Annotated in this window: 18 protein-coding genes; 9 read left to right on the top strand and 9 right to left on the bottom strand. The window is 70.3% G+C overall.

Annotated elements, in window-relative coordinates; genetic code table 11:
- Positions 1 to 3: 3 nt before the first annotated feature.
- The 5 genes from HNR00_RS07240 to HNR00_RS07260 all read left to right on the top strand — a co-directional run bounded on the left by HNR00_RS07240 (position 4) and on the right by HNR00_RS07260 (position 4,724).
- Entirely contained in the window at positions 4 to 1,206 is a 1,203-nt protein-coding gene (locus HNR00_RS07240; RefSeq protein ID WP_183567106.1) for a phosphoglycerate kinase, read from the top strand.
- 29 nt (positions 1,207 to 1,235) lie between these two features.
- The gene (locus tag HNR00_RS07245; RefSeq protein ID WP_183567109.1) at positions 1,236 to 1,784 is read left to right on the top strand and encodes a hypothetical protein; all 549 of its coding nucleotides are present in this window, start codon (positions 1,236 to 1,238) and stop codon (positions 1,782 to 1,784) included.
- Between the two features lie 102 nt (positions 1,785 to 1,886).
- On the top strand, positions 1,887 to 2,954 hold the full coding sequence (fba, locus tag HNR00_RS07250) for a class II fructose-bisphosphate aldolase (RefSeq protein ID WP_183567113.1): 1,068 nt from the start codon (positions 1,887 to 1,889) through the stop codon (positions 2,952 to 2,954).
- Positions 2,955 to 2,964: 10 nt separating this feature from the next.
- Complete coding sequence (locus HNR00_RS07255; RefSeq protein ID WP_183567116.1) at positions 2,965 to 3,633, top strand: thiamine phosphate synthase; 669 nt, start codon at positions 2,965 to 2,967, stop codon at positions 3,631 to 3,633.
- A gap of 104 nt (positions 3,634 to 3,737) precedes the next feature.
- Positions 3,738 to 4,724, top strand: a complete 987-nt coding sequence (locus HNR00_RS07260) for a tetratricopeptide repeat protein (RefSeq protein ID WP_183567383.1) — start codon at positions 3,738 to 3,740, stop codon at positions 4,722 to 4,724.
- 192 nt (positions 4,725 to 4,916) lie between these two features.
- Here HNR00_RS07260 and HNR00_RS07265 read toward each other — a convergent pair whose 3' ends face one another.
- The 4 genes from HNR00_RS07265 to HNR00_RS07280 form a co-directional block, all read right to left on the bottom strand.
- Positions 4,917 to 5,372, bottom strand: coding sequence for a hypothetical protein (locus tag HNR00_RS07265; RefSeq protein WP_183567119.1), 456 nt, complete (start codon positions 5,370 to 5,372; stop codon positions 4,917 to 4,919).
- Positions 5,373 to 5,514: 142 nt separating this feature from the next.
- Positions 5,515 to 5,910 (bottom strand): hypothetical protein, encoded by a 396-nt coding sequence (locus tag HNR00_RS07270; RefSeq protein ID WP_183567122.1) that lies wholly within the window; start codon positions 5,908 to 5,910, stop codon positions 5,515 to 5,517.
- Positions 5,911 to 6,046: 136 nt separating this feature from the next.
- Positions 6,047 to 7,867 (bottom strand): methylmalonyl-CoA mutase subunit beta, encoded by a 1,821-nt coding sequence (locus tag HNR00_RS07275; protein WP_183567125.1) that lies wholly within the window; start codon positions 7,865 to 7,867, stop codon positions 6,047 to 6,049.
- Positions 7,868 to 8,010: 143 nt separating this feature from the next.
- Positions 8,011 to 8,862 (bottom strand): undecaprenyl-diphosphate phosphatase, encoded by an 852-nt coding sequence (locus HNR00_RS07280; protein WP_183567128.1) that lies wholly within the window; start codon positions 8,860 to 8,862, stop codon positions 8,011 to 8,013.
- A gap of 238 nt (positions 8,863 to 9,100) precedes the next feature.
- On the opposite strand from HNR00_RS07280, the gene HNR00_RS07285 reads away from it, so the two are divergent.
- The 3 genes from HNR00_RS07285 to HNR00_RS07295 are packed head-to-tail and all read left to right on the top strand — an operon-like array spanning position 9,101 to position 11,999.
- Complete coding sequence (locus HNR00_RS07285) at positions 9,101 to 9,793, top strand: glutathione S-transferase family protein (protein WP_183567131.1); 693 nt, start codon at positions 9,101 to 9,103, stop codon at positions 9,791 to 9,793.
- A 32-nt stretch (positions 9,794 to 9,825) separates the two neighbouring features.
- Complete coding sequence (gene queG / locus HNR00_RS07290; RefSeq protein ID WP_281383291.1) at positions 9,826 to 11,118, top strand: tRNA epoxyqueuosine(34) reductase QueG; 1,293 nt, start codon at positions 9,826 to 9,828, stop codon at positions 11,116 to 11,118.
- Between the two features lie 5 nt (positions 11,119 to 11,123).
- Complete coding sequence (locus HNR00_RS07295; RefSeq protein WP_183567134.1) at positions 11,124 to 11,999, top strand: SDR family oxidoreductase; 876 nt, start codon at positions 11,124 to 11,126, stop codon at positions 11,997 to 11,999.
- A 4-nt stretch (positions 12,000 to 12,003) separates the two neighbouring features.
- Here HNR00_RS07295 and HNR00_RS07300 read toward each other — a convergent pair whose 3' ends face one another.
- The 5 genes from HNR00_RS07300 to HNR00_RS07320 form a co-directional block, all read right to left on the bottom strand.
- A complete protein-coding gene (locus tag HNR00_RS07300) occupies positions 12,004 to 13,956 on the bottom strand; it encodes a methyl-accepting chemotaxis protein (protein WP_183567136.1) in 1,953 nt (650 codons plus the stop codon).
- 141 nt (positions 13,957 to 14,097) lie between these two features.
- Entirely contained in the window at positions 14,098 to 14,856 is a 759-nt protein-coding gene (locus HNR00_RS07305; RefSeq protein WP_183567139.1) for an NUDIX hydrolase, read from the bottom strand.
- A complete protein-coding gene (locus HNR00_RS07310) occupies positions 14,807 to 15,292 on the bottom strand; it encodes a DUF983 domain-containing protein (RefSeq protein WP_246390387.1) in 486 nt (161 codons plus the stop codon). Before HNR00_RS07310 ends, HNR00_RS07305 begins: the two co-directional genes overlap by 50 nt.
- Positions 15,293 to 15,315: 23 nt before the next feature.
- Positions 15,316 to 17,679 (bottom strand): ribonuclease R, encoded by a 2,364-nt coding sequence (rnr, locus tag HNR00_RS07315; RefSeq protein WP_183567142.1) that lies wholly within the window; start codon positions 17,677 to 17,679, stop codon positions 15,316 to 15,318.
- A 361-nt stretch (positions 17,680 to 18,040) separates the two neighbouring features.
- Entirely contained in the window at positions 18,041 to 18,484 is a 444-nt protein-coding gene (locus HNR00_RS07320; RefSeq protein WP_183567145.1) for a VOC family protein, read from the bottom strand.
- Between the two features lie 180 nt (positions 18,485 to 18,664).
- Here HNR00_RS07320 and HNR00_RS07325 point away from each other — a divergent pair, with 180 nt between their 5' ends.
- Positions 18,665 to 19,333, top strand: a complete 669-nt coding sequence (locus tag HNR00_RS07325) for a L,D-transpeptidase (RefSeq protein ID WP_183567148.1) — start codon at positions 18,665 to 18,667, stop codon at positions 19,331 to 19,333.
- Positions 19,334 to 19,458: the final 125 nt, after the last annotated feature.

Genomic DNA, 19,458 nt, shown 5'->3' on the forward strand with positions numbered 1-19,458 from the left:
GCCATGACGGATTTCCGCACCCTCGACGATGCCGGCCCGCTCCAGGGCAAGCGCGTGCTCCTGCGCGTGGACCTCAACGTGCCGATGGAAGCGGGCCGCGTCACCGACGCGACCCGCATCGAGCGGGTGGTGCCGACGATCCGCGAGATTTCCGATCAAGGCGGCAAGGTGATCCTGCTCGCTCATTTCGGCCGCCCGAAGGGCAAGCCGGACCCGAAGGATTCGCTGAAACCCATTCTGGCGACGCTCTCGGACAAGGTCGGCAAGCCGGTCGCCTTCGGCGAGGATTGCGTCGGCGAGGCCGCAGCGAAAGCCGTCGACGCCCTGAACGATGGCGACGTACTTCTTCTCGAGAACACCCGCTACCATGCCGGTGAAGAGAAGAACGATCCCGATTTCACGAAGGCGCTCGCCGCCAACGGCGACCTCTACGTCAACGAGGCCTTCTCCGCGGCCCACCGGGCGCATGCCTCGACCGAGGGTCTCGCCCGTGTGCTGCCGGCCTATGCCGGGCGCCTGATGCAGGCCGAACTCGACGCGCTCACCAAGGGGCTGGAATCGCCCGCGCGGCCCGTGATCGCCATCGTCGGCGGCGCCAAGGTCTCGACCAAGATCGATCTTCTGGAAAACCTCGTCGCCAAGGTCGACATGCTGGTGATCGGCGGCGGCATGGCCAACACCTTCCTGCACGCGCAGGGCAAGGATGTCGGTAAGTCGCTGTGCGAGAAGGATCTGGCCGAGACCGCGCAGCGCATCATGGCGGCGGCCAAGGAGAAGAACTGCACCATCATCCTGCCCGCCGACGCGCTGGTGGCGCGCGAGTTCAAGGCGAACGCCGAGAACGAGACGGTGCCGGTCGATGCCGTGCCCTCGGATGCGATGATCCTCGATGTGGGCGCCGCCTCCATGGCCACCATCGACGGCGCCATCGACGAGGCCCGCACGCTCGTCTGGAACGGCCCGCTGGGCGCCTTCGAGCTGACCCCGTTCGACACCGGCACGGTCGCGGTGGCCCGGCACGCGGCGGCCCGCACCAAGGCGGGCCAGCTCGTCAGCGTGGCCGGCGGCGGCGACACGGTGGCGGCGCTCAACCACGCGGGCGTGGGCGAGGCCTTCTCCTACGTCTCGACCGCGGGCGGCGCCTTCCTCGAATGGCTGGAAGGCAAGGAGCTGCCCGGCGTCGAGGCGCTGCGGGCGAAGGGCTGACGCGTGGTCGGGCGATGACGGCGCGAGCGATGGAAGCGGCGGCCGAGCCCATCTGGTTCAAGCCGTCGCGGAAGCGCGTCGTCATCGCCTTGTTTGTCGCCGCCCTGGTCCCGACCGCCCTGTTCGTCAGCCTTTCCTTGTTGCCCGAAGGGCATCGCCCCGAAATGCCGCTCGGGCGGCTCGTCGTCCTGTTCGCGTTCTGGATGGCGGCGGGGCTGACCCGCATCGTTCCGGCCCTGCTCGTCGGCGGGCTCATCTACGCGGTTCTCGCGGGGAGAGTTCGCCGAGACTCCGCCGGGCTCCTCATCGCATGTCTGCTGGCCGGTGGTCTGGCCGCCGTACCGATCGACATCTGGATCGGCCTGCGAGACCTGATCGGCCCGGCGCCGGGGAGCCGCTTCTCGTTCGCCGACGCCGGCGGGTCGATCTATCTGGACTGTGCGCGGACAGCCTACGGCTGGCGCGACTACGCCGCCAACACCGGAAAGACGTTCACATACGGGATGCTCGGCGGCGCGATCTTCTGGTGGATCGCACGACCGAAGCGCCATGCGACACGAAGTTCGGCCTTACAGTGACCGCCCGGTTTTCGGGTGACGGGCCGCTATGGGCCTTCGCTCCGTTCTCCATCCACGCTAAGGCTGCCACCAGTCCCGCTTAACAAGATTCAGAGATAGGCCATGGCACGCATCACCCTCCGGCAGCTCCTCGACCACGCCGCCGAGTACGGTTACGGCGTGCCCGCGTTCAACCTGAACAACATGGAGCAGGGTCTCGCCATCATGGCGGCGGCGGATGCCACCGATTCGCCGGTGATCCTCCAGGCGAGCCGCGGCGCCCGCGCCTACGCCAACGACGTGGTGCTGGCGAAACTCATCGACGGCCTCGTCGAGATCTACCCGCACATCCCCGTTTGCATGCATCTCGACCACGGCAACAACGAAGCCACCTGCGCCACCGCGATCCAGTACGGCTTCACCTCGGTGATGATGGACGGCTCCCTCAAGGCCGACGGCAAGACCCCGGCCGACTACAACTACAACGTCGAGATCACCCGCAACGTCACCAAGATGGCCCACTGGGCCGGCGTCTCGGTCGAGGGTGAGCTGGGTGTGCTCGGCTCGCTGGAGAGCGGCACCGGCGAGGCCGAGGACGGCCACGGCGCGGAAGGGGAGTTGTCCCACGACCAGCTTCTGACCGACCCGGACGAGGCGGTGAAGTTCGTGCGCGAGACCAAGGTCGATGCGCTGGCGGTGGCCATGGGCACCAGCCACGGCGCCTACAAGTTCACCCGCCAGCCCGACGGCGACGTGCTCGCCATGAACGTGATCGAGGAAATCCACCGCCGCCTGCCGACGACCCACCTCGTCATGCACGGTTCGTCGTCCGTGCCGCAGGAGCTTCAGGACATCATCAACAAGTTCGGCGGCCAGATGAAGCCGACCTGGGGCGTGCCGGTCGAGGAGATTCAGCGCGGCATCAAGCACGGCGTGCGCAAGATCAACATCGACACCGACAACCGCATGGCGATGACCGGCCAGATCCGCCGCGTGCTCACGGAGACCCCGGAAGAGTTCGACCCGCGCAAGTACCTGAAGCCCGCCATGGAGGCGATGACCAAGCTGTGCAAGCAGCGCTTCGAGGAGTTCAGCACCGCCGGCCAGGGCTCGAAGATCCGCCCGATCTCGGTCGCCGAGATGGCCAAGCGCTACGCCAACGGCTCGCTCGATCCGCGCATCGACGCCTGAGGCCAATATCGTGAGCGAGCCGCAAGCGGCGGGCCCCAAGCCCCGCCTCGCCCTCCTGTCCCCCTACGGTCTCGGCCCCGATCAGGCCGAGGCGACCGCGGCGGCGCTCGATGCGGCCTGCACGGCCGGCGACGTGGCGGCGGTGATCCTGCGACTCGCGAGCGCCGACGAGCGCAGCCTCGTCACCCTGCTGAAAAAGCTCTGCCCGGCGGCGCAGGAGCGGGGCGCGGCGGTCGTCGTCGCCGTGCCGGACTTTGCCGGCGACCTCGTCTCGGTCGCCGCTCGCGGCGGGGCGGACGGCGTGCATGTCGAGCGCGCCGACGACGAGACCCTGCGCGATCTGCGCGGGCGCCTGCGCGACGGGCGCATCCTCGGAGCCGGCGGCGTGCTCGGCTCGCGCGACGCCGCGATGCTCGCGGGCGAGGCCGGCGCCGATTACCTGCTGTTCGGCGGCCTGTTCCCCGACGGCGTCGCACCCGAGGCGGGCGAAGTGCGGGAGCGCGCCGTATGGTGGGCCGAAATCTTCGAGACGCCCTGCATCGCCGTCGCGGCGCAGGCCGACGAGGTGGCGGCGCTCGCCGCGACGGGCGTGGAGTTCGTCGGCCTCGAAAGCGCCCTCTGGCTCGGCGATGCCGAGGGCGTGCGGACGGCGCAGGCGGTTCTCGACCAGGCTCGATGATTCTTTTCGACGTTTCGGATGTGTCCCTGTCTCGGCGCCGCGGCGGCCGAAGGCTTCGGCACGTCTCCGCTGCCGTGCTCGCGGGCCTGTCCTTCCTGCCGGGGATGGCGGGGGCGGCGCCCAAAGTGCCCGCCGCCGCGTCGCCGGCGAAGGAGGCGGCCCAGCCGAACGTCGCCGGCAAGGGCTTGGACCGCGAGCTGCCCTCGCCCTACAGCGCGAAGTCCGACGGGGCGCTTCCGGCCAAGCCCCATCCGAATCCGGACGCGGCCTACGGCGCCTATCAGCGCGGGCGCTACGTCACGGCCTTCCGCGAGGCGACGAAGCGCATCGAGGCGAACCCCAAGGACGCCCCGGCGATGACGCTGCTGGGCGAACTCTACAACCAGGGCCTCGGCCTCAAGCAGGATCCGAAGCGGGCGCTCGAATGGTACCGCCTCGCCGCCGCGCAGGGCGAGCCGCACGCCATGGCCTCGCTCGGCCTGATGGCGATGGACGGACGCGGCCAGCCCAAGGACGCCAAGGCCGGGCGCGACTGGCTGGAACAAGCGGCCCGGCGCGGCGAGCCCAGCGCCGCCTACAACCTCGCCCTGATCCAGATCGCCGACCCGAGGCCGGAGGAGCAGGCCGCTGCGGCCGTCAACTTCCGCAAGGCGGCGGAGGCCGAGATCACCCCGGCCCAGCACGCGCTGGGCGTGCTCTACCTCCAGGGCAAGGGCGTCGCGAAGGACACGGTCCAGGCGGCGCAGTGGTTCCGGCGCGCCGCCGACAACGGCGACCTCGCGGGCGAGGTCGAGTTCGCGATCCGGCTGTTTCTCGGCGACGGCGTAACCAAGGACGAGGCGCGGGCCGCCCGCTACTTCCTGCACGCGGCCCGGCGCGGCAACGCCATCGCCCAGAACCGGGTCGCCCGGCTCTATCTCGCCGGGCGCGGCGTACCCAAGAACCTCGTCGAGGCGGCGGGCTGGAACCTCGCCGCCGCGGCGCAGGGGCGCTCCGACGAGATGCTCGACCAGGCGACGGCCGGACTCAGCCCGGAAGAGCGCAAGCGCGCCGAGGCGCTGGCGAAGGAACGGGCTAATCAGCAGCCGTAGGCGGTGGCTTGCCGACGCACCCCCGATCGCGAGGCGGAGCGATCCAGGGCGCAACCTCTTAGGAGGGGCGCGGCCGAGCCGACGAGGCGGCTCCGCGAGCGACCGTTCCCGCGAGTGCGAAGCGCCGGATTGCTTCGGCTTGGCCCCGCGAGGACGGAGCGGGTCCCTCGGACCCACTCACGAGACCTGCTATCAGTGATTCTCGGAGGTCGAGCCGGTCTCGATGACGTCGTCCGTCAGGGCCGCCTTCTCCGCCGGGGGCTCGGCGCTGGCGACCGACTTGGTCTCCAGCAGCGGCTGAAGGCGGGCGGCGAGCTGCTTGTCGAGATGGCGGGCGTAGGCGCCCTTGAAGTAGCGCTCTCCGGTGCCGCGGCCGTAGATCTGATCGTGGGCCACCGCCATGCGTTGCACCTCGGGACGGCACAGGAAGCCGATCACGCCGGCCGCCTCGTACCAGCGCGCGTCGCGGGCGAGCCGCATCGCCTTCGGGTTGGACATCACGGTCTCGGCGAAGCAGGCGGTCGCCGCCTCTTCGAGGGGCGTCAGCACGGCGTGCGCCGTACCGGGCACGTGCTGGCGAGCGGGTCGCGCTTCCGCCGCGTGGGAGACGAGGGCGACGGCAAGACCGCAGAGCAGCACGGCTTTCATGGGGCGTCTCGAACCAGTGTCGAACGCCCGCATTCTTCGCTGAACAAACCGACAGATCTAGGGCATCCGGACGCACTTCATGCCGCAGCGCGAGACAAAGTTCGGATGTCTCCCGGCCGCCACAGGGGTGTTGCCCGAAGGCTCAGCCCCGGCGTACGGCGTTCCAGTTGCCGCTGCAGCTGATGAGGCCGTTGCCCACCGTCTGCCACGTGCCCGAGCCGCTGCCGCCCGTGGTCAGCCGCCCGGTCACTTGAGCAGCGTCCTGGCCGCGGGAAATGATGCCGCGGACCGCGCCGTTCGGCGAGACACGGCCCTGGATATTGACCTCGCCGCCGCCATACACCGCCTCGCCGCGCTGGATCTGCACGCCGTAGCGATAGGCCCGGTCGCAGGGGCCGTCCTGCGTGACGACCTCGATGCTCCAGCGGCCGTCGTAGCGGTGCGGCACCTGCACCTTGCGCTTGGCGGCATCCGCCGGCCCGAGCGCCGCCACGGTGACGACGGCGGAGAGGCAGGTCGCGAGTATCGGCAGGCGCATGGGATCGAGTCCGGCTGATCAGAAAGGGGCTTGCGCCCCGCTCCCGGCCGAAGATTGGCACGCCGCCCCGAAGATCAAGGCTTGTCCTTACTGCACCGGGTGCGCCAGCGCAGGTCGCGACCCTTCGCTGCCCGAATTAGCCCTTCGCCCGCTCGCCCGCCTCCGTCAGCAGCGCCAGCAGGTCGCAGCCGGCGAACAGGAAGCCGTCGATGCCGGCCTGCTTGAGAGCCGCTTCGTCGGCGGGCTTGCCGGCGAGGTAGAGCGTGGTGCAGCCCGCCGCCTTCAGGGCCTTGGCGGCCGGCACGGCGTCAGACTCGTAAAACTTGTCCGACGAGCACAGGCAGGCGAGCCGTGCGCCCGACGCCTTGAAGGCCTCGGCGAGAGCATCGGGGTCCGAAAACCCGTCATTGCCGAGCGCCTCGATGCCGCCCGCCGCGAAGGCGTTGGCGGCAAAGGTCGAGCGGGCGTTGTGGACCGCCACCGGCCCGAGATTGGCCAGGAAAACCGCCGGGCGCTTGCCGGACTCGGCCAGCACCGCGTCGGAGGCGTCGCGAAGGGCTTCGTAGGGCTCGGCGAGGCGTCGCGAGGGGAGGGCGCCGTCCGCCCGCGCCGCCGCCTCGCGAGGGGTCACGTCGAGCACCGCCACGGGCTTCTCGGCGAGGAACGGGAACTCGCTGGCGCCGGTCAGCGGCTGCCGGCGGGTCGCGACCGCGCGCTCGCGGGCCTTGCGCACCGTCTCGATCCGGCCGGCGAGCGCCCCGGAGGCGAGGCTTGCGGCAATGCCGCCCTCGCGCTCGATCTCCTGGAAGGCGGCCCACGCCTTCTCGGTCAACTCGGCGGTCAGCGCCTCGAAGCCGCCCGCGCCCGCGGCCGGATCGGACACCTTGGCGAGGTTCGATTCCTCGACCAGCACGATCTGGCTGTTGCGTACCACGCGCCGGGCGAAGGCGTCGGGCAGGCCGAGCGCCAGGGTGTAGGGGAGCGCCGTGACCGAATCGGCACCACCCAAGCCGGCCGAAGCGGACGCCATGGCAGTCCGAAGGATGTTCACGAAGGGATCGCGGCGGGTCATCATCCGCCACGCGGTCTCGGCGAGCACCCGCAGGGGCTTGGGCTCCAGGCCGCAGGCCTCCTCGATCCGGGCCCAGAGCCGGCGGATCGCCCGGAACTTGGCAATGGTCAGGAACTCGTCGGCATCCGCCACGAGCAGCACCGAGATGGCTTCGCGCGCCCGCTCCAGATCGTGCCCGCCCGCTTCCAGCGCGCGCAGGTAGGCGACGGCGGTCGCGAGCGCGGCGGCCAGTTCCTGTACCTCGCTGGCGCCGGCCTCGTGGTAGGGGCGGGCGTCCGATAATGCCACGCGGCCGCGGTAGCCGGAGAAGTCGGTGAGCGCCTGGGCGAGCTTGGCTTCCCAGCCGTCGATCGCTTGGCCGGTCGCGGCCTGCACCCCGAGCGGATCGAGGCCGAGATCGACGTCGAGCTCGGCCGGATCGTCGCCGCGCCGCTCGACCAGCTGCCTGAGGAGACCCGCCGCCTCGAAGCCACGGGCGCCCGCCTCGAGCCGCAGGGCGATCAGCGGCAGCATCACGCTCTTGAGCGCCGCGTCGAGCCCGTCCACGTCCGTGAGATCGAGGCCGAAGCCGCGGGCGGCGGGCGCTCCGGCATCGACCAGGACCAGGGCATCGGCGCCGCCCTCCAGATCGGCCAGCGCCTGCGCGGCGGCCTTCTCCTTGTCCGGATGGTCGATGCGCTGGGCCAGCCGCCACGGGCCGGGCGCCCGCACCGGCTGCGTCGTCGGCTCCGCCGGGGCATAGAGCGGTTCGATGCGCAGACCGTCCGCGGTCTTCGAGACGAGGCGCTTCTCGAAGTCGCCGCCCTTCAGCGCGGCCTCGACCGCTTGGCGCCAGCGCTCGGCAGTCGCGGGCTCGAACAACTCGGCGAGCGGACGGTCTTCCATCGTGAACCCTGGCGTGCGGCGTTTCCGATCCGCCTCTGTGGGAGAGCGGCGGCGTGGCCGCAAGCCCTCGCACGGCGTGCGGCGGAACGACAACCGACTTTAGTCCGGGAGCCGGCGCAGACCTCGTTCAAAATCCTGAAGGCTCAGCCAAAAATAATCAGTCCCGCGAAGCCGAGCGAGCCGACGATGATGCGCCACCACGCGAACAGCCAGAAGCCGTGGCGCGAGACGTAGTCGAGCACGGTGCGCACCACGATCAACGCCGAGACGAAGGCGGCCACGAACCCGATCACGATCAGGAGCGCGTCGTCGGAGGAGAGGTTCTTGTAGTTGTCGAGCAGGTCCTTGGCGAAGGCGCCGGCCATGGTCGGCATGGCGAGGTAGAACGAGAACTCCGTGGCCGAGCGCTTGCTCGCGCCCATCAGCATCGCGCCGACGATGGTGGCGCCGGAGCGCGACACGCCGGGGATCATGGCGAGGCACTGGAACGCGCCGATCTTGAGCGCCATCGGCAGGCTGAACTCGAACACGTCGGTCTTGCGCGGGCTCTCCACCGTGTCGGTGTGGCTCTCGCCCTCCGGCGTCGCCTTCGGCTCGCCGACCATGTCGTCGATGACGAGCAGCACGAGGCCGCCGGCCACCAGCGTGGCGCAGATAATCCACGGATTGAACAGGTAGAACTTGATGTATTTCGAGAACAGGCCGCCGACGATCGCTGCGGGCAGGAAGGCGAGCAACACCGCCCCGACGAAGCGGCGCGCCTTCGGATCGTTCGGCAGGCGCGTGGCGATGCCCCAGAGCTTGCCGAAATAGGCGTAGAGGATCGCGAGCACGGCGCCGAGCTGGATCAGCACCTCGAAGGTGTTGTTGGGCGAGTGGAAGCCGATGAAGTGGCCGACCAGCAGCTGGTGCCCGGTCGAGGAGACCGGGATGAACTCGGTGGCGCCCTCCACCACGGCGAGCAAGAGCGCCTTCGCGATCAGGACGAGATCCATGGGCCTGCTCTTCCGTGCCTTCGCGTCTGCGCGGATCGCGCGGGGCGCGGCAGACGATGGCGGTGCGGCAGCTTTGGGGCGGCAGGGTTGCCAAGCGGTTACCGCGATGCGGCGAGCGTGTTAATCAGGCGGCAAGGAACGGGCAATAATCCTGGCCCGTCGGCCGGAGCCCCGCCCGGCCGCGACGAGTTGCCGAGCCGGCGGCTTTTCAAAGTGTCACGCTGAAATCACGGCCTTCATGGCGACCCTCCACCACGCACCGTTCTGCCCGAACTCCCGCTTCATCCGCCTCGCCCTCACCGAGATGGGCATGGAGCCGGTGCTCGTGGAGGAACGGGCCTGGGAGCGGCGCCGGGACTTCCTGATCGTCAACCCGGCCGGGACCACGCCCGTGCTGGTGGAGCAGACCGGGCTCGCCGTGCCGGGCGCGGGCGTGATCGCCGAGTATCTCGACGAGACGCGGGGCCTCGGGCTCAACGGGCGGCGCCTGCTGCCCGACACCACCACCGCCCGGGTCGAGGTGCGCCGCCTGCTCGACTGGTTCCTCGTCAAGTTCAACGGCGAGGTGACCGAGTATCTCGTCACGGAGAAGATCGACAAGCGCTTCATGCCGAGTTCGGAAGGCGGCGGCCCGCCGGACATGAACGCCATCCGCGCGGCGCGCACCAATGTGCGCTATCACCTGAAGTATATCGGCTATCTCATCGGCCAGCGCCGGTGGCTCGCCGGCGACCACCTGACCTATGCGGATCTCGCGGCGGCGGCCCATCTCTCCTGCGTGGATTATCTCGGCGACGTGCCATGGGACGAGGACGAGATGGCGAAGGACTGGTACGCGCGGGTGAAGTCCCGCCCGTCCTTCCGTCCGCTCCTGGCCGACCGCGCCCCCGGCATGCCGCCGGCGGCCCATTACGCGGATCTGGATTTCTGAAAGCCGAGAAGGCGTTCCTGACTGGCGCCGCGCTGCGCGAGGTCGTCGAGGCGCGGGCGAAGAAGCTTGGGTTCGACGCGTTGCGCGTCACCCGGCCGGACGCGGTGCCGCTCACCCGCGAGCGCCTGCCGGCCTGGCTCGCGGCCGAGCACCACGGCAGCATGGACTGGATGGAGGACCGCGCCGACCAGCGCGCCGACCCCACCGTGCTGTGGCCGGAGGCCCGCAGCGTCGTCGTGCTCGGCATGAATGCCGGGCCCGAAGCCGACCCGCTCGCACTCCTGGCGCAGAAGGAATGCGGCGCCATCGCGACCTACGCGCAGCGACGCGACTATCACGAGGTCATCAAGGGCAAGCTGAAGGAACTCGGCGGCTTCCTCTCGGCCCGTTCGGGGCGCCCGGTGAAGGTGTTTTGCGACACCGCCCCGGTGATGGAGAAGCCGCTGGCCCAGGCCGCCGGCCTCGGCTGGCAGGGCAAGCACACGGTCCTGCTCTCGCGCGAGCACGGCAACTGGCTGATGCTGGGCGCGATCTTCTGTGTGGCTGACCTGCCGGTCGATCCGCCGGAGACCGACCATTGCGGCTCCTGCCGCCGCTGCCTCGACGCCTGCCCGACCGACGCCTTCCCGGCGCCCTATCGGCTGGATGCCCGCCGCTGCATCGCCTACCTGACGATCGAACACGCGGGGCCGATCCCTTCGGAATACCGCGAAAAGATCGGCAACCGCATCTTCGGCTGCGACGACTGCCTCGCGGTCTGCCCCTGGAACAAGTTCGCTCAAGCCGCGCGGGAATTCCGGATGGCGGCCCGCGCCGACCTCGCCGCACCGCCGCTGGCGGAGCTGGCCCGGCTCGACGAGGCGGGGTTTCGCCGCTTCTTCGCCGGCACGCCGATCAAGCGCACCGGCCGCGACCGCATCCTGCGCAACGTGCTCATCGCCATCGGCAATTCGGGCGATTCCTTGCTGGCCGAGGAGGCGGCCCGCTGCCTCGCCGATCCGGACCCGGTTGTGCGCGGCGCCGCCGTGTGGGCGTGTGGGCGGCTTTTTCCGCAGGCGCGGCTCGCTGCTCTGTTCGACGCCCATGGCCAAGCCGAGGCGGACGCCCATGTGAGGGCCGAATGGCGTCTCGCTCGGCCGCTGCCGGACGCGCCGCCGGCTCACTCAAGCTCGTCCCCTCCCCCTTGCGGGGAGGGGAGCGGGGTGGGGGTGGTGCAGGAGGCACCACCCCCACCTCCTCCCTCCTTCCCGCAAGGAGGAGGAGAGCCCGCGCTTTCGCCGGAAGCGACAGAGGCTTCGGCCCCGCGAAGCGTCACGGAGACATGACCCGCATGAACCTCTTCGTCTTCGGCCTCGGCTTCTCCGCCCGACACTTTGCGGAAGCGGAGCGGGCGCGCTTCCGGGCGATCCGCGGGACCGTGACGGAGGCCGCGCGCGCCGAAAAGCTTGGCCCCGAGACCGGCTTCACCCTGCGCGCCTTCGGCCCAGACGCGGACGATCCCCGCATCGTCGAGGATCTGGCCGACACCGACATCCTCCTCGTCTCTGCCCCGCCGGGCCCCGGCGGCGACACCGCGCTCGCCCGCTACCGCGACGTCATCGCGAGAAGCCGCATCGCCTGGATCGGCTATCTCTCGACCATCGGGGTCTACGGCGACCAGGACGGCGCCTGGATCGACGAATCCACGCCCGCGACCCCGAAAAGCGCCCGCTCGCGGGAGCGCCTCGCCGTCGAGGAGGCATGGCTCGCCTTCGGCCGGGAGACCGGCAAGGCGGTGCAGGTGTTTCGGCTCTCGGGCATCTACGGCCCAGGCCGCAACCCGATCGTGAAGCTGCGCGACAAGCGCACCCAGCGCATCGTCAAGCCGGGTCAGGTGTTCAACCGCGTCCACGTCGCCGATATCGCGGCGACGCTCACGGCCTCGATCGAGCGCCCGCGCAACGGCGCGGTCTACAACGTCACCGACGACGAGCCGGCGCCGCCCCAGACGGTGATCGAGTATGCCGCCGAGCTCACCGGCCTGCCTCTGCCGCCCGCGGTCGATTTCGAGACCGCCGACTTGAGCCCCATGGCCCGCAGCTTCTACGGCGAGAACAAGCGGGTGCGGAACCGGCTGATCCGCGAGGAACTGGGCGTGAACCTGACCTACCCGACCTATCGCGAGGGGTTGGCGGCGCTGGTCGCGGACGCGGAACGTAGCGGCTGAGCGCCTACACGAACCGCACCCCGAGCTCCCCGCCGCTCCGCCGCACCACCTCGCAGGCCCGCGGCGCCTCGCCGTCGATGTGCAGGGTGAAGCGGTCCGGCACGGGCCGGTCCTCGATCGACAGCTTGGCGCCGGTCTTCGAGCGGTTGAGCAGCAGGGCCGCGACGCTCCGCTCGCCGCCGCGCTCGATCGCGAAGGTGACGCGAACGGGCGTCAGGCTGCGCACGCGACCGTTGCTGCGGCGCTCCTCCAGGCCGACGCTCCACGAATCGAGCTTCTCCGCGAAGCTCGCCACGGTCTCGGCGGTGGCCTGCATGTCGGCGCTGACCTGGCCGGTGGTCGCGCGCTGCTGGGTGCTGGCCGCAACCGTCTGGGTGATGAAGCCCTGGACCGTGTCGACGACCGAGGCCGTCGAGGAGAGCGCCTCGCCGACCTCGCGCGAGACCGCCTGCATCGCCCCGATCTCGCCGGTGATGCGGGAGGTGGCGGCCCGTGCCTGCTCGGCGAGGCCCTTCACCTCGGTCGCGACGACGGCGAAGCCGCGGCCCGCCGCCCCGGCGCGCGCGGCCTCGATGGTGGCGTTGAGCGCCAGCAGGTTGATCTGGTCGGCGATTCCGGTGATCGCCTCGACCACGCCGTTCATCGCGGCGGCTGCCGCGCCGAGCCGCTCCGAGAGCCGGCCCGCCGCCTCCATCCGCTCCTGAATCTCGCCGACCGCCCGGTTCGAGCGGTCCATTTGCCCGGCGATCTCGCTCGAGGTGCGGTGCATCTCCTCGGAGGCCGCCGCGACGCCGCGCACGCGGCCGAGCGTCTGCTCCGCCATGGCGAGCGCGCTCGACCGCAGCGTCATGCTCTGCGTGATGTCGAAGGCGTATTTCACCACCTTCACCGGCCGCCCGCTCGCGTCGAGCACGGGGTTGTAGGAGGCCTGGATCCAGACCTCCCGCCCGCCCTTGCCGAGCCGCTGATAGGCGGCCGAGTTGAACCGGCCCTCCCGCAAGCCCTCCCAGAACGCGGCGTAGGCGGCGCTTCGGGCGTAGTCCGGCGTCACGAACAGGCTGTGATGCCGGCCCGCGACCTCGGCCAGCGTGTAGCCCATGGCGGACAGGAAGTTCGCGTTGGCGTCCAACACGGTGCCGTCCATGGCGAACTCGATCACCGCCTGCGAGCGCCGGGCGGCCTCGACCTGTCCGGCCATGTCGGCGGCCACGACCTTCGCCGCGGTCACGTCGCTGGCGTATTTCACCACCTTGAACGGGCGCCCGGCCAGATCGAGGATCGGGTTGTAGCTCGCCTGGATCCACACGTCCCGGCCGTCCCTGGCCCGGCGCTTGAACTCGCCGGCCCGGTACTCGCCCCGCGCCAGCGCCTGCCAGAAGTCGCGGTATTCCGGCGACGCGGCCTCCGCGGGATCGACGAACAGGCTGTGATGGCGGCCCTGGACCTCGGCGAGTTCGTAGCCGAGCGCGCCGAGGAAATTGGCATTGGCGTGGCGGATCGTGCCGTCGAGATCGAACTGGATCACCGCCTGCGAGCGGTCGATCGCCGCGATCTGGCCGGCGGATTCTGCGCTAGCCAGACGCTCGGCGGTGACGTCGAGGGCGAACTTGACGATCCGCACCGGCCGGCCGCGGGCGTCGAGGACGGGGTTGTAGGTGGCGCGGATCCAGACCTCGCGCCTGTCCTTGGTGATCCGGCGATACTCGGCGGCCTGGAACGCGCCCTGCCGAAGGGTCTGCCAGAAGGCCTCGTAGGCCGGGGCGGCGGCTTCGGTGGGGGCGACGAACATCCGGTGATGGCGCCCGCGGACCTCGTCGAGGCGGTAGCCCATCAGGTCGAGGAAGTTCGCGTTGGCCTCCTCGATGGTGCCGTCCAGCGCGAAGGTGATGACGGCTTGGGAGCGGTGCAGCGCTTCGAGTTGGGCGTTGGCGCCGGAGCGACCCCTGAAGGCGAGCATGTTCGAGTCCGGACTGGCGCTGACCGTCCTCGATTGAGCCGCACCGCCTTAAGGCCCCGCTAAATCCCGACCGAAAAGCAGCATTTGCTGCTTTTTGTCACGGCACCGTGACCGGTGACGGGAAAGGTAGGCCGACGGACATCAGATGTGTTCCCGCAGGCTCCTGCCGTGGCGCTCGTAGTAGAACGGGATCGGCCGGTAGGGCGGGAACCCGGCCTGCGCTGCGCCCTCCAGATCGTCGAGGACGATCCGGGTGATGCGCGGCAGTTCCAGTTTCCGGGCATCGTCGAGGTCGACCCAGGCCAATTCGGTCAATTCCGAATCGGGCCCGACGAGGCCGGGCCGTTCGGCGGCGACGCTGCGGCGATCGACGGCGAAGAAGCGGGTGTCGAACCGGCGCGGGCGCTTCGGCGGGGTGATGGCGCGGGCCACCAGATGCAAGCCTTCGAGATCGGGCATCACGCCCTCTTCGAGAAATGCCTGCCACGCGCCTTCGGGCGCCGTCTCCGGCGGGCCGTAATCGCGGGTGCCGATCAAGAGGCCCGTCTCTTCGTAGGTCTCGCGGATGGCGGCCAACGCCAACGAGCGGCCGAGATGATGCGGGGCGCGGGGGAGCTTGGCCCGCAACGCGTCGTCGGCCCGCTGCGACAGGGCGCCGGCCACCGGCATCTGCCGGTCGGAGGGCTCGATCCGGCCGCCGGGGAAGACGAACTTGCCGCCCATGAAGGCGAGCCGCTCGTTGCGCCGGCCCATCAGCACCCGCAGGGTCTTGCGGGAGCGGTCGAGCACGATCAGCGTCGCGGCCTCGCGCGGGCGGAGCGCAGTCGCGGCTTTGACGGGGGAGGGGGCCTCAGGCGTTGCCGAGTCCGGGGGCGTCGCCTGTTCGGGTTCCTGCCTCACCGCCGCGCCTCTCCCCGGCGCCGAGGACCGGCGGCGCCACGCCGAACCCGTGCATACCGAACGCGTATTGCAGGCCGATCACCGCGCCCTTGACCGGCTGAAGCAGCCCGAGCGCCAGGACGAGGGTGAGCAGCGGCCAGACCGTGAGCGACAGCCAGAGCGGCACGTCGTAGCCCATCTCGACCTGCAGCACGAGGTAGCCGACGATGTGGCCGACGAGGAAGATCACGAGGTAGGGCGGCAGGTCGTCGGCCCGGTGGCCCTCCATCGACAGGCCGCAGGCCTCGCATTCCGGCCGCACCTTGAGGAAGCGGCCGAACAGCTTGCCCTCACCGCAATGCGAGCAGCGGTTGAGGAAGCCGCGAGCCATGGCCGGGACCAGCCGCGTGCGCGTCGCGGCCGCCGTGTCCGGCGGGGGGAATGCCTCGATATCCATGACCCGATCCTACCCGCTCCGGCTCAGCGACGCGAGCCGCGATGACGCCGCGACCCGTCGCCGTCGGAGGCCGGGGGTTTTGCGGAGGCGCGGCCGGGCCGGGATTGGGCGGATTTCGCCTTCTCAAACTTCGGCTTGGCGCCGAACTTCGCCTTGCCGGGCTTCGTCGCGCCGGGCCGGCGCGCCCCGCCCGAGCGGCTGCGCCCTTCCGAGAGAATCTCGAAGCGGAGCGCACCGGCCACCGCCGCGGCTTCCACGAGCCGCACCTCGACCGGATCGCCCAGCCGAAACGTCTCACCGGTGCGGTCGCCGACCAGCGCGTGCAGGGTCTCGTCGTGGCGGTAGAAGTCGGCGCCGATGGTGGCGGCGGGCACGAAGCCGTCGGCCCCGGTCTCGGCGAGCTTGACGAAGAGGCCGGCGCGCGTGACGCCGGAAATGCGCCCCTCGAAGGTCGCGCCGACACGGTCGGCGAGGTAGCCGGCGATCAGCCGATCGATGGTCTCGCGCTCGGCCGCCATCGCCCGGCGCTCGGCCCCCGAGATTTGCTCGGACACCGCGTCGAGCATCCCCGGCGTGGTGTCGTCGGGGAGCCCGTCCTTGCCGAGGCCGCAGGCGCGCACCAGCGCGCGATGGACGATGAGGTCGGCGTAGCGCCGGATCGGCGAGGTGAAGTGGGCGTAGCGGCGCAGGTTCAGCCCGAAATGGCCGAGATTTTGCGCGGCGTAGACGGCCTGCGCTTGGCTCCGCAGCACCACCTCGTTGACGAAGATGGCGTGCTCGCTCTCGGCCACCTGCGCCAGGATGCGGTTGAACAGCGAGGCCTTGAGCGCCCCGGCCTTGACGATCTTGATGCCGATGGAGGCGAGCACTTCGGAGAGCGCCCGCATCTTCTCCAGAGCCGGCTCGTCGTGGACGCGGTAGATCAGCGGGGAATTGGCTTTCTCCAGGGTCTCGGCCGCCGCGACGTTGGCCTGGATCATGAACTCTTCGATGAGGCGGTGCGCCTCCAGCCGTTCCGGCACGATCACCCGGTCGACGCCGCCGTCCGGCGTCAGCAGCACCTTGCGCTCGGGCAGATCGAGGGAGAGCGGTCCGCGGACATCGCGCGCCCGCTTCATCGCCTCGTAGGCGGCGTAGAGCGGGCGGAGCGCGCTCTCCAGGATCGGCCCGCTGGTCTCGTCGGGCCGGCCGTCGATGGCGGCTTGCGCCTGGGCATAGGCGAGCTTGGCGTGCGAGCGCATGAGGACGCGGTGGAACGTGTGCGCGCGCTTCACCCCGTCGGCGCCGATCACCATGCGCACGGCAATCGCCGGGCGGTCCTCGCCCTGGCGCAGCGAGCAGAGATCGTTCGAGATGCGCGCGGGCAGCATCGGCACCACCCGGTCGGGGAAGTAGACCGAGTTGCCCCGCAGCAGCGCCTCGCGGTCCAGCGCCGAGCCGGGGCGGACATAGGCCGCGACGTCTGCGATGGCGACGGTGACAAGGAAGCCGCCTTCGTTTCCCGGATCGGGATCGGCTTGCGCCATCACGGCGTCGTCGTGATCCTTGGCGTCGGGCGGGTCGATGGTGACGAGCGGGGCCTCGCGCCAATCCTCGCGCCCGCGCTTGGTCGCGCGCTTGGCCTCGTCGGCCTCGGCCAGCACGGCGGCGGGGAAGACGTGGGGGATGTTGTGGACGTGCAGCGCGATCAGGCTGACCGCCTTCTCGGAGCCGAGCGCGCCGAGCCGCTCGCGCACCCGGCCGCGGGGCAGGCCGAAGCGGGTCTCGCGCTCCACCGCGACGTTGACGAGGTCGCCGTCGCGCGCCTCGCCCTCCTCGCCGGGGGGAATCGCGATCTCCTTGCCCTGAGACTTCTTGTCGACGGGCAGGATGCGGCCGCCGTCGCGCCCGGCGCGAAAAATGCCGACGATCTCCGCGCGGTTCTTGCCGATCACCTTGATGACGCGGCCGGTGTAGCGGCCCGGCGCCTCGCCGTCGGGCGCGACGCGGATGAGCGCCCGGTCGCCGATGCCCGGTGCCGGGCGGTTGCCCTGGCGGCCCGCCCGCGGCAGCTCGACGACGATTTTCGGAGGCTCGCCTTCGCCCTCCCACTGCGCCGGCCGGGCGACCAGATCGCCGTCCCGGTCGCGGGAGACGATGTCGGCGACGACGACGTCGGGCAGGCTGCCGCCTTTTCGAAAACCGCCGCGCTGGCGCTCCAGGCCGCCTTCGTCCTCGATCTCCCTGAGGATCGCCTTCAGCCCGATCTTGTCGGCGCCCTTGAGGCCGAAGGCCTTGGCGATCTCGCGCTTGCCGGTGGCGCCCGGCGTCTCGGCGACGAAGGCGAGGATCTGCGCGCGGGTGGGAAGGGGCGGGCGCTTGCCCTGCGGATCGATGCGTCTGGCCAAGGAGGGGTCCGCCGCGGCGCTTTTTTGGATGAAGGCGGCGCGGTCTTCATAGGTGGGTGAGAGAACGGTGCGAGACCGTGATGCAGGCTCAACATGGGCTCTTCTCGGCCCGGCCACAACGTCCCGGTTTGCGGCGCCAACAGTTTCGCCGAAGTCGTCTCGGCGCGTCATACCCGTTTTCGATCGATCGCCTCGGCTTCCACCCCGAGCCGTCATCGCGAGGCGGAACTGACGCGATCCAGGGCTCGACCACTCCGAAGAGGGCGAGCCCGCGCCAACGAAACGGTAGACCGCGCGAACTCTCTCGGAGAGTGCGGATCGCTGGATGGCTTACGCCTTCGCCTTGCAATGACGGAGAGGTTCACTCCGTCGGATACGTGATGTACTCCATCAGCGAGCCGTCGGGATCGCGGAAATAGACGCTGACGCCGGCCCCCGCCGCCCCGTTGCGCTCGACCGGCCCGAGTTCGACCGGCACCCCGTGCGCGGAAAGATGCGCCATCGCGTCCTCGATCGCCCCCGACCAGCGGAAACACAGGTCGCTGCCGCCGGGCATCACGGGTTTCGCCGCCCGGGGCTCGCCGATCCGGCCCGGACCGTGGACGTTGAGCTGCACCCCGCCGAAGCGGAACGCGACGCCCCGGCCCGCCGGGATCACCTCGGCGCCGAGCACGTCGCGGTAGAACGCGGTCGCGCGATCCCAGTCCGAGACGTGGATCACGCAATGGTCGAGATGGATCGCGGGCGCGAGCGCCGCGGCGTCGAGCGGCACGTCCGCGGCGGTCAGGGTCTCGGTCTCGGGCATGGCTGTCGGGCTCCGATGTGCGGGCGCCGTGGTCAAGATAACGCGAGGCCGCGCCCCGGCGAGGCGTCGTTCCTGGGCCGATGCGGCCCTCAGGTCACACCCGAACGGCCCGGCTACGGCTAGTCATGGGGCATGACGTTTCCTCGACCCCCGTCCCGCGACGCCCGCAACGGAGTGGCCATGCCCGCCCGCTCGTTCGCCCGTTCCTCCGCCGGCCGGACGCTCCTCGCCGCGCTCTGCCTCGTGCCGCTCGCCGCCTGCAAGTCCTCCGGTCCCGGTCCGACGGCCGCGCTCGACGACGAATCGGCGTGGTATATCGGCACCAAGCCGGACAAGCCGCACGACGTACCGCTGGTCGACACCTCCCGGCTCGATCCGAAGTACCGCCGCCAGGAGGTCGCCTATGCCGGCCCCGAGGCGCCGGGCACCATCGTGGTCGACATCGACCGGCGCCAGCTCGCCCTGGTGCAGGAGGGCGGCCGGGCGATCCAGTACGGCGTCGGCGTGGGCAAGCTCGGCTTCTCGTGGAAGGGCGAGGCGCGCATCGCGCGCAAGGGCGTCTGGCCCGACTGGACGCCCACCACCACCATGGTCTCGCTCAACCCGGAGATCGACCGCTCGCGCAAGGGCGGCGTCGACAACCCGCTCGGCGCCCGCGCGCTCTACCTCTACCAGGGCAGCCGCGACACGCTGTTCCGCATCCACGGCACCAACGAGCCGTGGAGCATCGGCGAGCAGATGTCCTCGGGCTGCGTGCGCATGCTCAACGAGGACATCGTCGATCTCTACGAGCGGGTGCCGGTGGGCACGCGGGTGCTGGTGAAGCGCGGCGGCCGCTATCGTATTTGAAGTTTCTTGCAAATCTAGAATTTTGTAGCAAAAATTTTTGAATTGTTCTAATATTTTCTGCCGAAACTCTTCGATCTCGTCAGATTCTATTTGATATTTCCGCTTCTTTCGTCTATTATATTGGG

Source organism: Methylorubrum rhodinum (assembly GCF_014199935.1).
Lineage (GTDB): Bacteria > Pseudomonadota > Alphaproteobacteria > Rhizobiales > Beijerinckiaceae > Methylobacterium > Methylobacterium rhodinum.

Excerpts from the sequence above, each read along its gene's own strand:
- HNR00_RS07240 (WP_183567106.1), top strand. The coding sequence starts at position 4 with ATGACGGATTTCCGCACCCTCGACGATGCCGGCCCGCTCCAGGGCAAG.
- HNR00_RS07245 (WP_183567109.1), top strand. The coding sequence starts at position 1,236 with ATGGAAGCGGCGGCCGAGCCCATCTGGTTCAAGCCGTCGCGGAAGCGC.
- fba (WP_183567113.1), top strand. The coding sequence starts at position 1,887 with ATGGCACGCATCACCCTCCGGCAGCTCCTCGACCACGCCGCCGAGTAC.
- HNR00_RS07260 (WP_183567383.1), top strand. The coding sequence starts at position 3,738 with ATGGCGGGGGCGGCGCCCAAAGTGCCCGCCGCCGCGTCGCCGGCGAAG.
- HNR00_RS07265 (WP_183567119.1), bottom strand. The coding sequence starts at position 5,372 with ATGAAAGCCGTGCTGCTCTGCGGTCTTGCCGTCGCCCTCGTCTCCCAC.
- HNR00_RS07270 (WP_183567122.1), bottom strand. The coding sequence starts at position 5,910 with ATGCGCCTGCCGATACTCGCGACCTGCCTCTCCGCCGTCGTCACCGTG.
- HNR00_RS07275 (WP_183567125.1), bottom strand. The coding sequence starts at position 7,867 with ATGGAAGACCGTCCGCTCGCCGAGTTGTTCGAGCCCGCGACTGCCGAG.
- HNR00_RS07280 (WP_183567128.1), bottom strand. The coding sequence starts at position 8,862 with ATGGATCTCGTCCTGATCGCGAAGGCGCTCTTGCTCGCCGTGGTGGAG.
- HNR00_RS07285 (WP_183567131.1), top strand. The coding sequence starts at position 9,101 with ATGGCGACCCTCCACCACGCACCGTTCTGCCCGAACTCCCGCTTCATC.
- HNR00_RS07295 (WP_183567134.1), top strand. The coding sequence starts at position 11,124 with ATGAACCTCTTCGTCTTCGGCCTCGGCTTCTCCGCCCGACACTTTGCG.
- HNR00_RS07300 (WP_183567136.1), bottom strand. The coding sequence starts at position 13,956 with ATGCTCGCCTTCAGGGGTCGCTCCGGCGCCAACGCCCAACTCGAAGCG.
- HNR00_RS07310 (WP_246390387.1), bottom strand. The coding sequence starts at position 15,292 with ATGGATATCGAGGCATTCCCCCCGCCGGACACGGCGGCCGCGACGCGC.
- HNR00_RS07320 (WP_183567145.1), bottom strand. The coding sequence starts at position 18,484 with ATGCCCGAGACCGAGACCCTGACCGCCGCGGACGTGCCGCTCGACGCC.
- HNR00_RS07325 (WP_183567148.1), top strand. The coding sequence starts at position 18,665 with ATGCCCGCCCGCTCGTTCGCCCGTTCCTCCGCCGGCCGGACGCTCCTC.